At 62.5% G+C, this 13,015-nt stretch carries 11 protein-coding genes; 8 read left to right on the top strand and 3 right to left on the bottom strand.

Annotation, left to right across the window (positions count from 1 at the left end; genetic code table 11):
• The first annotated feature begins 64 nt into the window (after window positions 1-64).
• From ACMQ11_RS11560 to ACMQ11_RS11525, 8 genes are all read left to right on the top strand, one after another.
• Window positions 65-898 (top strand): acyltransferase, encoded by an 834-nt coding sequence (locus ACMQ11_RS11560; RefSeq protein WP_418992929.1) that lies wholly within the window; start codon window positions 65-67, stop codon window positions 896-898.
• A gap of 22 nt (window positions 899-920) precedes the next feature.
• Window positions 921-1,925 carry a GNAT family N-acetyltransferase gene (locus ACMQ11_RS11555; protein WP_418992928.1) on the top strand — a complete coding sequence of 335 codons (1,005 nt, stop codon included), beginning with the start codon at window positions 921-923 and terminating at the stop codon, window positions 1,923-1,925.
• A 114-nt stretch (window positions 1,926-2,039) separates the two neighbouring features.
• Window positions 2,040-3,533: a BACON domain-containing protein gene (locus ACMQ11_RS11550; RefSeq protein ID WP_418992927.1), complete on the top strand. Its 1,494-nt coding sequence runs from the start codon at window positions 2,040-2,042 to the stop codon at window positions 3,531-3,533.
• Between the two features lie 152 nt (window positions 3,534-3,685).
• Complete coding sequence (locus tag ACMQ11_RS11545) at window positions 3,686-4,612, top strand: ABC transporter ATP-binding protein (RefSeq protein ID WP_418992926.1); 927 nt, start codon at window positions 3,686-3,688, stop codon at window positions 4,610-4,612.
• Between the two features lie 86 nt (window positions 4,613-4,698).
• On the top strand, window positions 4,699-6,021 hold the full coding sequence (locus tag ACMQ11_RS11540; protein ID WP_418992925.1) for an ABC transporter permease: 1,323 nt from the start codon (window positions 4,699-4,701) through the stop codon (window positions 6,019-6,021).
• Window positions 6,021-6,479 carry a hypothetical protein gene (locus tag ACMQ11_RS11535; protein ID WP_418992924.1) on the top strand — a complete coding sequence of 153 codons (459 nt, stop codon included), beginning with the start codon at window positions 6,021-6,023 and terminating at the stop codon, window positions 6,477-6,479. The genes ACMQ11_RS11540 and ACMQ11_RS11535 overlap by 1 nt, the downstream gene beginning before the upstream one ends.
• A gap of 93 nt (window positions 6,480-6,572) precedes the next feature.
• Window positions 6,573-7,835 carry a phosphoglycerate kinase gene (locus ACMQ11_RS11530; protein ID WP_418992923.1) on the top strand — a complete coding sequence of 421 codons (1,263 nt, stop codon included), beginning with the start codon at window positions 6,573-6,575 and terminating at the stop codon, window positions 7,833-7,835.
• Between the two features lie 104 nt (window positions 7,836-7,939).
• On the top strand, window positions 7,940-9,934 hold the full coding sequence (locus ACMQ11_RS11525; protein WP_418992922.1) for a M13 family metallopeptidase: 1,995 nt from the start codon (window positions 7,940-7,942) through the stop codon (window positions 9,932-9,934).
• Window positions 9,935-10,306: 372 nt separating this feature from the next.
• Here ACMQ11_RS11525 and ACMQ11_RS11520 read toward each other — a convergent pair whose 3' ends face one another.
• The 3 genes from ACMQ11_RS11520 to ACMQ11_RS11510 all read right to left on the bottom strand — a co-directional run bounded on the left by ACMQ11_RS11520 (window position 10,307) and on the right by ACMQ11_RS11510 (window position 13,015).
• Window positions 10,307-10,852: a KdsC family phosphatase gene (locus ACMQ11_RS11520; RefSeq protein ID WP_418992921.1), complete on the bottom strand. Its 546-nt coding sequence runs from the start codon at window positions 10,850-10,852 to the stop codon at window positions 10,307-10,309.
• Window positions 10,828-11,604 carry a Rossmann-like and DUF2520 domain-containing protein gene (locus tag ACMQ11_RS11515; protein WP_418992920.1) on the bottom strand — a complete coding sequence of 259 codons (777 nt, stop codon included), beginning with the start codon at window positions 11,602-11,604 and terminating at the stop codon, window positions 10,828-10,830. Before ACMQ11_RS11515 ends, ACMQ11_RS11520 begins: the two co-directional genes overlap by 25 nt.
• Before the next feature lie 106 nt (window positions 11,605-11,710).
• Window positions 11,711-13,015, bottom strand: a complete 1,305-nt coding sequence (locus tag ACMQ11_RS11510) for a YihY/virulence factor BrkB family protein (RefSeq protein ID WP_418992919.1) — start codon at window positions 13,013-13,015, stop codon at window positions 11,711-11,713.

Genomic DNA, 13,015 nt, shown 5'->3' with positions numbered 1-13,015 from the left:
TAAAGTTAGGGATTTTTCAAAAAAGAATATCTATATTTGCGGATATAATTTTTCGAACCGTACTATGCCTGAAATAGACATCGGAGCGGTGTTGCGGGAGAAAGCGCCCGGCGCGGCCCGCTGGGTCCCCGGGTTCGTCCTCGCCTGGCTGCGCCGCACGGTGCACGAAGCCGACATCAACCACATCCTCCGCAATTACTGGAACCTGCCGCCGCAGGAGTTCGTCCGCGCCTGCTTCCGCGACTGGGGCATCACCTACGCGGTCGAGGGGCTCGAACGGCTCGATCCGCGGGGCCGCTACCTCTTCGTGGCGAACCACCCGTTCGGCGGCATGGACGGCATGATGCTCGCCGACAAGCTGATAGACCGCTTCGGCGACGCCCGCGTGGTGGTCAACGACCTCTTGATGCACGTCGAACCGCTGCGCCCGCTGTGGATTCCGGTCAACAAGCACGGCACGCAGAACCTCCACTACGCCCGCAAGTTCGACGAGGAGTTCTTCGGCGAGCTGCCGATCCTGACGTTCCCGGCGGGGCTCTGTTCGCGCCGCATCGAGGGCCGCATCACCGACACGGAGTGGAAGACCAGTTTTCTGAAGAAAGCCTACCAGTCGCAGCGCGAGATCGTGCCGGTGTTCGTCGAGGGGCGGCTGTCCGATTTCTTCTACAACGTCGACCGCATCCGCAAAGGGCTGCGCATCAAATTCAACATCGAGATGCTGTGGCTGCCCCACGAAATGTTCTCGCAAAAGGGCAAGCATTTCCGCATCGTGGTGGGCGAACCCATCGCCGTGGCCGACCTGCAAGGGTTCGGTTCGCTGCGCGAACAGGCCGAGGAGGTACGCAGAAAGACTTATTTTTTGGAAAAAAGGCTGTGCGAATCGCCGATTAACGGGTAAAAACGGTATTTTTGCAGACGCAATGCAACAGAAAACCCCGAAACCCATCCTGCCGCCCGTGGAGCGCGACCTGCTCCTCGGGGAGTTGACGCCCGAGCGCAAGGCCCGCGACACGAACAAGGCCGGGAACGAAATCTACATCTTTTCAGCCGCGGAGTGTCCCGCCCTCATGCGCGAAATCGGGCGGCTGCGCGAGGAGGCGTTCCGCGGCGCCGGAGGCGGCACGGGGCAGGAGGTGGACATCGACGAGGAGGACCTGGCGGGCGACGGCTACTACCAGCTGATCGTCTGGGACCCCGCAGCCCACGAGATCGTCGGCGGCTACCGCTTCATCGTCTGCACCTCGTCCCACCCCCGCCACCTCTCGACCGAGCACTATTTCCGCTTCAGCGAGAAATTCCGCCGCAAATACCTCCCCCGGACCATCGAACTGGGCCGTTCGTTCGTGCAGCGGGCCTACCAGGCGCGCGCCAACGCCAAGAGCATCTATGCCTTGGACAACCTCTGGGACGGGCTGGGGGCGCTGATCGTGCTGAACCCAGAGGCGCGCTACCTCTTCGGCAAGGTGACCATGTACACCACCTACAAGGCCGTGGCGCGCAACGCCCTGATCTGGTTCCTGCGCCGCTATTTCCCCGACCGCGAGGGGCTCGTGGAGGGCATCCACCCGCTGACGCTCGATCTGGACGACCCTTACTACGAGCAGTTGTTCACCGGCGCGAACTACCAGGAAAACTACCGCATCCTGATCCAGAAGGTCCGCGAGTTCAACGAGAACATCCCCCCGCTCATCAACGCCTACATGAACCTCTCGCCCACCATGCGGGTCTTCGACACCGTTTCGAACCCCGATTTCGGCGGCGTCGAGGAGACGGGGATTCTCGTCACCATCCCCGACATCTACCCCGAGAAGCGCGAGCGCTACACCCGCTGGGACGGGTGGCGGCTCAACCTGCGTGCGCGCCGCGAGGCGTTCCGGCTGGGGCTGATCGATCACCTCGAGCGCATGAAAAAAAAGCGGGGCTGAGGCTCCGCACGATGCACGTCATAAAGCCGCAGGGAACACCTTGCGGTCTTTTTTTGCTCTCCTACGCAGTAAATCGGCCGTTTTTCCGTTCTCTAAGCGTATAAAGACGCGAAGATGAAAAAATGGATTCTGTTCGCTGCGCTCCTCGCCCTTGCAGCCGGAGGCGCAGCCTGTACGGAGGAGGAGAACCCCTCGAAAATCGTGGTCAACGGCGGCGAAAGCTCCCTCTCGCTCGATGCCCTCTCCCGCAGCGGCACGCTGACGGTCGCCTCCACCGGGCCGTGGCGCATCACCCGCGCGGCCGGAAGCGGCTGGATCGCCTGCACGCCCGATAGCGGCGAGGCGGGTGTGACGACCGTCGAGCTGGCTCTGGACGCCAACCCGGGCGCGGCCCGCAGCACCGTGGTGACTTTCGCCACGGGCGATGCAATCGCCTCGCTGCGCATCGCGCAGAGCGGCGCGCAGGCCGGCTACGACGAGACCGACTACAATTTCTACGTCACGTTCGGCACGCTGCCCACGCTCTATGCCGGGCTCTATCTGCTCTCCGCGGACAAGCCCTCCTGGGTCTTTTACGGCCGTTCGCAGACGTTCGATCCGGCCGCTTTCCCGGCCTGTGCCACGGTCCTTAGGGCCGCCGACCCAACGGCCAACGCCACCGACGCCGACATCGACCGCGTGGCGGCCGACCTCAGGCGCCGCATCCGCGAAATCGACAACTCCGACCCCACGGCCACGTTCGGACTCTATGTAGACGACCTGCGCTGCCGCATCGGCTACGACTGGTTCGTGGCCCAGGGAATCGACCCCTCGCGCGTGAAAGTTTCGCTGCTCTCCGACGGCACGGCGACCTACAACAATTTCTACGACTATTTCGGCGACCCGGCCACCGCCCGGACGAACTGGGAGCGTTACGCCTCCGAGGTTGAAGCCCTCGACTGGGACCACGGCGGCCGCTTCCCCGCAAGCCGTGCGGGGATGGCCGACCTCGACTCCCCGACCTGGGCCTACGCCCTTGCGACCCGCCCCGGCTACCGGCTCGTCTTGCAGGACGAAGCGCTGCTCGCACCCCGCGAGGGGTTCCTCGCGGAGAAGATCGCCCAGATGGAGACCGAAAGCGTGCAGCCCTACGCCATGCTCTCGGCGCTTCCCCAGTCCGCGCGGCAGCAGTTCTACCGCATGGCCGGCTTCGACTACGACCGTTTCGCGGCACTGTTCGACAGCTCGGACAAGAAAAACCTCGTCGTCATCGGCACCAGCCACTCCTCGGCCGCCAGCGAGCAAATCCAGCGCGACTACGTGGCCCGCATCGTCGAGCGGTACGGCGACGGGTACGACATTTTCTTCAAGCCCCATCCGGCCGACACCTCCTCGCGCAGCTACGAGACCGACTTTCCGGGGCTGACACTGCTGCCCGGACAGATGCCGTTCGAAATCTTCGTCTGGTCGCTTCTGGACAAGGTGGACGCGATCGGCGGCTACCCCTCGACGGTCTACCTCACGGTGCCCGTCGACAAGGTGCGGTTCCTCTTCGCGGCGGACGCCGCCTCGCTGGTACGCCCGCTCGACCTGCTCTTCCGCGACGCCGCCCACGTGGAGTGGATGTAGCGCTGCGCACAAGCACCCGAAGCGAGGTCCACGAAAAGGACTCCGCTTTTTTTTGCTTGAATTTATCGAAAAACGATAAATATTTTTTGATATTCAAAATTTGTTCCTATATTTGTCGCCACAACGAACCGATAAACCCAATTTGTTGCGACATGGATTTACTCACCGCTGAACACGTTTCCAAGCGTTACGCCAACCACACGGCGCTGGACGACGTCTCGCTGGCCATTCCGCGCGGCTCGGTCTACGGACTGCTGGGCCCCAACGGCGCCGGCAAGACCACCCTGATCCGCATCATCAACCGCATCACGGCGCCCGACAGCGGCCGCGTGCTGTTCGACGGCCGCCCGATCGCCCCCGCGGACATCTACCGCATCGGCTACCTGCCCGAAGAGCGGGGCCTCTACAAGAAGATGAAAGTGGGCGAGCAGGCCCTCTTCTTCGCCCGCCTCAAGGGCCTTTCGCGCCGCGAAGCCGTCCGGCGGCTCAAGCAGTGGTTCGTCCGCTTCGGTATCGAGGGGTGGTGGGACAAGAAAGTCGAGGAGCTCTCGAAAGGCATGGCCCAGAAAGTGCAGTTTATCGTCACGGTGCTGCACGAGCCCGAACTGCTGATCTTCGACGAGCCTTTCTCGGGCTTCGACCCCATCAACGCCAACATCCTCAAGGAGGAGATTCTGCGGCTGAGGGACCAGGGCGCCACGATCATCTTCTCGACGCACAACATGTCGTCCGTGGAGGAGATCTGCGACCACATCACGCTGATCGACCGCTCGCACAACATCCTCTCGGGCCGCGTGGACGACATCCGCCGCCGCCACGGTTCCGACATCTTCGAAATCGCCTGCCGCGGCGATGCCGCGGCGCTGCGCCGGCTCCTCGGAAGCCGCTGCGAAATCCTCCCCGGCTCCGAGGAGCAGGCTTCCTACCACACGCTCAGGCTTCGCATCACGGACCCGGCCGCCGTGCGGGAGGTGATCGCTCTGGTCAACGACGCCGTCCAGCTGCGCTCGTTCCGCGAGATCATCCCCTCGATGAACGATATTTTCATCCGGGCCGTAAACGGCACGCTTTCGAATTAAAAATGAAAAATTAAGAATTAAAAAATCGAGAACCCAACACCTTCATTCGGATCATTTTTTAATTCTCAATTCCTAATTTTACCGTCATGTCCAACATCTTCCTTATCGTCCGGCGCGAATTCAACGAGCGCGTCCGCAAAAAATCGTTCATCATCACCACGCTTTTGATGCCCGTGCTGATGATCGGCCTGATGGCCGCCCCGGCCCTCATCATGCGCTACTCGCGCGGCGACGTGAAGCGGATCGCCGTGATCGACGAGAGCGGCCTGGTGGCCCCGCGGCTCGAAAGCGACGGGCAGGTTCGGTTCCGACAGACAGACCTTTCGACCGACGAGGCCCGCAAGCAGCTCACCGACGATTTCGGGGTGCTCTACATCGGCGGCGACATCCTCGAAAACCCCGCGAATGTCAAGCTCTACGCCAACTCCTCCTCCTCGCTCACGCTCGAGGAGAACATCACCGGACAGATCGAGCGCATCCTCGAAGCCGAAAAATTGCGCGCCTACGACATCGACAACCTCCAGCAGATCCTCTCCGAGGTGAAGACCCGCGTCACGATGCAGACCTTCCGCAACGACGAGTCGCAGGAGGAGGAGTCGCACGCCCGCTCGTCGGTGATCGCCACGGCCGCGGGGTTCGTGCTTGGGATGATCCTTTACATGTTTCTGTTGATCTACGGCTCGATGGTCATGCAGTCGGTGATCGAGGAGAAGAACAACCGCGTGCTCGAGGTGATGGTCTCCTCGGTGCGGCCTTTCGACCTGATGCTCGGCAAGATTCTGGGCGTGGCCTCGGTCGCCGTGGTGCAGGTGGTGATCTGGGGCCTGTTGATCTGCGGCGTCGGGGCGCTCGTCATTCCCCAGCTGATGCCCGCAGATGTCCTGCAAAGCGCCCAGGCCATGCAGCAGGGAGTGCCCGATGCCGCCGCCGTCGCGGGCATGAGCCCCGAGATGCTGCAAGCCGTGGCCGCCGTGACCGACGTGGGCTACATCGTCCAGCTCTTCGGCTTCCTCCTCCTGTTTGTACTGGGCGGCTACCTGCTCTATTCGGCCATGTTCGCCGCCGTGGGTTCTGCCGTTGACAGCATCCAGGACGCGCAGCAGTTGCAGACGCCCATCACCATTCCGATCATCCTGGCGCTGCTGGTGATGATGACCGTCATGCAGGATCCCGATTCGCAGCTGGCATTCTGGTTCTCGATGATCCCCCTGACCTCGCCCGTGGTGATGATGGCCCGCATCCCCTACGGCATTCCGCTGTGGGAAATCGTGCTATCGCTCGTGATCCTTTACGCCTCGTTCGCGGGGATGGTGTGGTTCGCCGCGAAAATCTACCGCGTGGGTATCTTCATGTACGGCAAGAAACCCACGTTCAAGGAGTTGCTCAAGTGGGTGCGGTACAAATACTGATGCTCGTCCTGTGCGGTGCGGTCGGAATCTTTGCGCTCGTCGCCGCCCTCTTGGCCCTGCGCCGCGACCTGGGAAACGGCCGGGCCTGGAAGCGGGCCGAACCCGCCGTGTGCCGTGCCATCGCGGAGGTGACGGGGCAGGCCGTGGAGCACCGGATGATGCTCAACGGCAGCATGAGCGACGATTTCTCGCCCCGCAGCGTTTTCTGGCTCTTCGTCGCTTTCACGCGCGACTGCATCGTCCTCGTCCAGCGCGACTGGGAGGACGACGGAGGCGACACGGCTCCGCAGCGGCTGGGCGCACGCAGGGAGGCGAGGCTGCGCCGTACGGGAAAGCGCTTCGCCCAACTGACCCTCCCCGCCGAGGAGGGCGGCGAGCCGCTCACCGTGTGGCTCTGCGTCGCGGGGCGCCAGTTCGAGGAGCTCGCGCGCCGGGTGCCGCTCGCCCGGGAGTGGTAAAAACTGTTAGGCGAATAACACCATGTCGAAATATTTTCGTAAATTTGTGGCGGAAAATTCGAATTCAACAAAATAACTAAAAATCAAAGAGCTATGATTTCGATCGACAACTACGATTTCAAGGGCAAGCGCGCCATCATCCGCGTGGATTTCAACGTACCCCTCAACGAAAAGGGAGAGGTGACGGACGACACCCGCATCCGCGCCGCCATCCCCACCATCCGAAAGGTGCTCGACGAGGGCGGTTCGGTGATCCTCATGTCGCACATGGGACGCCCCAAGAAGAACCCCGATCCCAAATACTCGCTCGAGCAGATCGTTCCGGCCATCGAGAAAAACCTCGGCACCAAGGTGCTCTTCGCCGGCGACTGCATCGGCGGAAAAGCCGCCGAAATGGCCGCCGCTCTCAAGTCCGGCGAGGTGATGCTGCTCGAGAACCTGCGTTTCTACGCCGAGGAGGAGGGCAAACCGCGCGGTCTGAAAGAGGACGCCACCAAGGAGGAGAAAGAGGCCGCCAAGAAAGCGCTCAAGGAGGGTTCGCAAAAGGAGTTTGTCAAGAAGCTCGCCTCGCTGGCCGACTGCTACATCAACGACGCATTCGGCACGGCGCACCGCAAGCACGCCTCCACCTACCTGATCGCCAAGTGCTTCCCCAACGACAAGATGTTCGGCTACCTGATGGAGAAAGAGGTCAAGGCCATCTCGACCCTGATGCAGGCCCCGGCCCATCCGTTCTGCGCCATCATCGGCGGCTCGAAAGTCTCCTCGAAGATCGGCGTGATCAAGGCGCTGATCGAAAAGGTCGATTCGATCATCATCGGCGGCGGCATGACCTACACGTTCGCGGCCGCGCAGGGCGGCAAGGTCGGCGATTCGATCTGCGAACCGGACATGTTCCCCGTAGCCTTGGAAATCCTCGCGCTGGCCAGGGAGAAAGGGGTCGAGCTGGTCATGTCGCCCGACGCGCTGATCGCCGACGCATTCTCGGCCGACGCCAATACCAAGGAGGCTCCGGCCAACGACATTCCCGCCGGCTGGGAGGGCCTCGACATCGGTTCCGAGGGCAAAAAGGCGTTCCGCGACCACATCCTCGGCTGCAAGACGATCCTCTGGAACGGTCCGGTGGGCGTGTTCGAGATCGACAAGTTCGCAACCGGCTCCAAGGAGGTGGCGCTGGCCATCGCCGAGGCGACGAAGAACGGCGCTTTCTCGCTGATCGGCGGCGGCGACTCGGTGGCCTGCATCAACAAGTTCGGGCTGGCCGATCAGGTGTCGTACATCTCCACGGGCGGCGGCGCGCTCCTGGAATACATCGAGTTCGGCGACCTGCCGGGCGTAGCGGCTATCCGCGAGTAACGAATGAGCCGCTTCCCGCAAGAAGCGGCTTTTTCGAATTAAAAATGAAAAATCAAAAATTAAAAATTATGAGGCATATCATCATTTTAGCCGCAGTCGCTTGTATGGCAAGTTGTCAGAATACCCCCAAATCGCCGGCCATCGACCCGGCGAACATGGACCTCACGGTCGCCCCCAACGCCGACTTTTACCAGTACGCCACCGGCGGCTGGCAGGCCGCAAACCCGCTCAAACCCGAGTATTCGCGCTACGGTTCGTTCGACATCCTGCGCGACAACAACGAGACGCGCATCAACGAGCTGTTCACCTCCATGACCGCCGTCCGGGCCGAGCCGGGCAGCGTCGAGCAGAAAATCGCCGACCTCTACCGGATGGGACTCGACTCCGTGCGGCTGAACGCCGAGGGCGCCGAACCGATCCGCGCTGCCGTCGGGGAGATCCTCGCCATCGGCGACCGCGCGCAACTTACGCCCGTGATCGCCCGCATGCACGCCTCGGTGGCCAATCCGTTCTTCGGGATCGGGGTCGAGACCGACCTGATGAACAGCGATATGAACGCCCTCTACGCCTCGCAGCCGGGACTGATGATGGGCGACCGCGACTACTACCTCGATCCCGAGAACGAATCGTTCCGCGAAGCCTACAAGACCTACCTTGGGCGTATCTTCCGCCTTTCGGGCGTTCCCGAGGAGGAGATCGACCGCGCCGTCGAGGGCGTCATGACCGTCGAAACCCGCCTGGCGGAGAAGAACTGGTCGAACGTGCAGCTGCGCGACATTCCCGCCCAGTACAACCCCACGCCCAAGGCCGCGTTCGAGAAGACCTACGACGCCATCGACTGGCCGGCCTACTACGCCGGGACCGGGATCGGCGACTACGACCGGATCATCGTCACCACCCCCTCGGCTCTCGCCAACGCCAACGACCTGCTGAAAACGGCCCCGCTGGAGGACCTCCGCTACTACCTTGCGGCGCAGTACATCAACGCCGCGGCGCCCTACCTGAGCGACGATTTCGTCGAGGCGTCGTTCGACTTCTTCGGCCGCGCCATGTCGGGCCGCGAGGAGCAGAAACCCCGCTGGAAGCGCGCCATGTCGGTGCCCAACAACACCCTCTCGGAGGCAGTCGGCGAAATGTACGTGGCCAAGTATTTCCCCGAAAAGGACAAGACCCGCATGGTCGGCATGGTACGCAACCTCCAGCAGGCTCTTTCGGAGCACATCGCCGCGCTCGACTGGATGTCCGACGAAACCAAGGCCCGCGCCCAGGAGAAGCTCGCTGCTTTCACCGTGAAGATCGGCTATCCCGACAAGTGGAAGGACTACTCCACGCTGGCCGTCGACCCCGCGAAGAGCTACTGGGACAACATCGTCGCCGCAAGCACGTGGTACACGGCCGACAACATCTCGAAACTCGGCAAACCCGTCGACAAGGACGAGTGGCACATGTCGCCCCAGACGGTGAACGCCTACTACAACCCCACGACCAACGAAATCTGCTTCCCGGCCGCCATTCTCCAGCCGCCGTTCTACAACCCCGACGCGGACGATGCGGTCAACTACGGCGCCATCGGTGTGGTGATCGGCCACGAAATGACCCACGGATTCGACGACCAGGGCCGCAATTTCGACAAGGACGGCAACATGAACAACTGGTGGACCGAGGCCGACGCCGAGGCGTTCAAAACCAAGACCGACGTGCTCGTGAAGCAGTTCGACGCCATCGAGGTACTCCCGGCCAAGGACGACCAACCCGCTATCCACGCCAACGGCGCCCTCTCGCTGGGCGAAAACATCGCCGACCAGGGCGGTCTGCGCGTCTCCTGGACCGCCTACCAAAACTCGCTCGACGGCCAGCCCGCGCCCGCGCCGATCGACGGCTTCACCGACGCCCAGCGCTTCTACCTCGGTTACGCGACGCTCTGGGCCCAGAATATCCGCGACGCGGAGATCGCCCGTCTGACCAAACTCGATGTGCACTCGCTTGGCAAGTGGCGGGTGAACGCCACGCTGCGCAACCTCCAGTCGTTCTACGACGCTTTCGCAATCACCGACGGCGCCATGTTCCTCCCCGAAGAGGAGCGCGTCATCATCTGGTAACCCCCGCTTAAGAAGCGGGTTCTACGGGGCGATAGATGGATGAAACGCTAACGTGCCGGTTCCCGCTCCGCCCGCTTAAGCAGCGGGGGTTACGGGGCAACTCGAGGACCGAGTGCTTTCCATCTGTTTCCCGTCCCGCCCCCTTATGAAGCGGGACATAAGGGGCGATAGTCGGATGGGGGCTTTCGATCCAATTCCCGCCCCGGCTTAAGAAGCGGAGGTTACAGGCGATAGACGGCCACGACGCTCTCCGTCCGGTTTCCGCCCGGATACTATTTGACCCAAGGTCGAACCGTATGGTCCGACCTTGGGTCATTTCTTGCCATCAGGAACGGAATACCTTGTCCTGCGACCCTCGTCGAGTTCGGAGCTCTACCTCGACGCCGCCAGCGACGAGGGCGTGACCCCGTCCGAGTTGCGGGCCCAGTCGCCGCGGGCGCGCAGCACCTGCTCGACGATGTCGCGCACGGCGCCCGCGCCGCCGTCGAACTCCGAGACGTAGCGCGCCGCCTCGATCACCTCGGACGCCGCATCGGCCGGACAGACCGGAATGCCCACCTCGCGCATGCACTCCAGGTCGGGGATGTCGTCGCCCATGTAGATCACGTTCTGCGGGTCCAACCCCTCTTCCCGGATGTAGTTGCGCAGGACCGTGATCTTGTCCATGCAGTCGGTGTAGAAGCGGTCGATGCCCAGCATCCGGAGCCGGTTCTCGAGCGTTCGGCCGCGCCCGCCCGTGATGATGCAGATTTTGTAGCCCATCCGGATCGCATAGCCCAGCGCGTAGCCATCCTTGGCGTTGTAGCGGCGGATGAAATCCCCGTCGGGCGTGGGGACGATCCCGCCGTCGGTCATCACCCCGTCCACGTCGAAGACGAGGGCTTCGGTGCGGGCTATATCTTCTTTGAAATTTCCCATATGCTTTGACTTATAGTTGAATAGATAGTTTCCATCAGGGGTTCTCCGGCAAGCATCGCCTCGTGGCGCGCCTGCGTGGCAAGGTCGCCGCGCACGGCGGGTCCGGTCTGCACGTCGCGCGGAGAGCAGGCGTCGAGGGCTTTGGCCGCGGTCTCGGCGATCAGGGGTTTGAGTACGTCGAACCCGAGCCCCGCATCGCGGACGACGCTTTCTCCCAAGGCGTACATGTGGTTGGCGAAATTGCAGGCGAAGACGCCCGCGAGGTGAATCTTTGCCCGTTGTTCGGAGTCGGCCCAGCAGACCGTGTCGCTCAGCCGGAGCGCGAACGCCTCCAACTCGGAGCGCAGCGCTTCGGAGGAGCTCTCCAGGAAGATCGGTATGCGCCGGAAATCGACCTCGCGGCCCCGCGTAAAGGTCTGGAGCGGGTAGAACACGGCCCGCCGCGCGAATGTCGCCGGCAGCGCGTCGAGGGGCACGCTGCCCGCGGTGTGGGCCACGACGGCTTGCGGGGGGATGGGCAGCGCCGCCGCCACCTCGGCCACGGCCCGGTCGCTCACCGCCAGCAGGTAGAGGTCCGCCTCGGCCAATTCCTCCGCCCGGTCGGTCCACCGGGCGCCGGCCAGCCGGGCTACGAACTGCCCCCGTTCCGCGTTGCGGGCGAAGACCTGCACCAGTTCCGGTCCGCTCCGCGCAAGGGCGCGGGCCAACGCTTCGGCCAGGTTGCCGCTGCCGATAAGCACCACTGTTTTCATAATTGAAAATGAAAAAATAAAGTTAAAAATTGGGGATCTTCCGATCGTGATCAATAGGCTGTTGATTCATAAATTCTTAATTTTTAATTCTCAATTTTTAATTCCATCACAGCAAGTCCACCAGCTTCGTATTGTCCTGCGATTCGCGGGCCGCGAGCTTGAGTTGTTCCAGTTCGCGGTCGATGCGCGCCAGCTGGGGCGTGTGCGAGAGGTCGAACGCGGTCTGTCCCGCCCGTTCGACCGATTCCAGTACGCCGTAGACGGTCATCGTCGAGATGTCGTGCGCCGGGGCGAATGCCATGTCGCGGTCGCTGTCGTCGAGGCGCACGGCGATCAGCTGCCCGGCCTGCACCAGTTGGAACAGCACGTCGTTGATGATGCGCGTGGGCAGCTCCAGCTCTTCGCGGATCGCGTCGGCCGACAGGGCTCCGCCCCGGTTGCGGAACTGCCTGACGACCGTGAGCATCACCGCGAGCAGCACTTTGCGGCGCTGGTCGTAGCTGATGTGCAGCGACTCGCGCTCCTGACCGTAGCGCGAGGTGTTCTGGTAGGCGAACGACAGCTCGCCGCCGAAGAGCAGAATCTCCCACGAGGTCTGCAACCAGATCAGAAAGAGCGGCAGCGCGGCGAAACTGCCGTAGATGGCGTTGTAGGAGGTCATCCACCGCTGGATGTAGACGTAGCCCCACTGGAAGAGGAGGAAGATCGTGCCGGCGACGATTCCTGCCATCAGGGCGCTGCGAAAGTGCACCTTGGCGTTGGGAATGACCATGTAGAGGAACGTGAACATGATCCAGATCACCGCCATCGACGCCAGGTCCGAAAGCAGGTTGTAGAACCAGCTGCCGTCGAAGCCCAAGAGCTCCTCGGCATAGCTCCCCATTGCGTTGGCCACGATCCATAGGATCGGCACGATCATCACCACCGTGATATAGTCGGTCCACTGGCGGGCGATGCTGCGCTCGACCTTGACCTCCCAGATGTTGTTGAAAGCGCTCTCGATCGACCCGAAGACCCGGATCACGGCCCAGAAGAGCATTACCAGCGCCACGGCGGCCACCACGCCTCCCTGCGTGCGGGCGAGGGCTTTCTCGGCGAACTGGACCACGTAATCCACCACGTCGGGGTACTGGGGCACCAGGCGGTAGAGGTTGTCCACCAGCTTGTCGGCCAGCCCGAACCCCTTGACCACGGCGAAGACCACCGCGACGATCGGAACCAGCGACATGATCGTGTAGAACGTGAGGGCCGCCGAGCGGATGATGGTGCCGTGTTCGAGCAGGCCGCGGGCGGTGTAGAACAGCAGTTTGTACTGCTCGACGAACCACCTCACGACGGGGTTGTGCCACTCGCTGGCGTCGCGCCGGAAAATGGTGTCGGTGAAGAAAGTGAGTATGCTCTTGAATTTCAT

The organism is Alistipes sp. (genome assembly GCF_048465575.1).
Classification (GTDB): Bacteria; Bacteroidota; Bacteroidia; order Bacteroidales; family Rikenellaceae; genus Alistipes.
The sequence above is the reverse complement of the archived record's forward strand: the minus strand, read 5'-3'. Positions and strand labels throughout refer to the sequence as shown.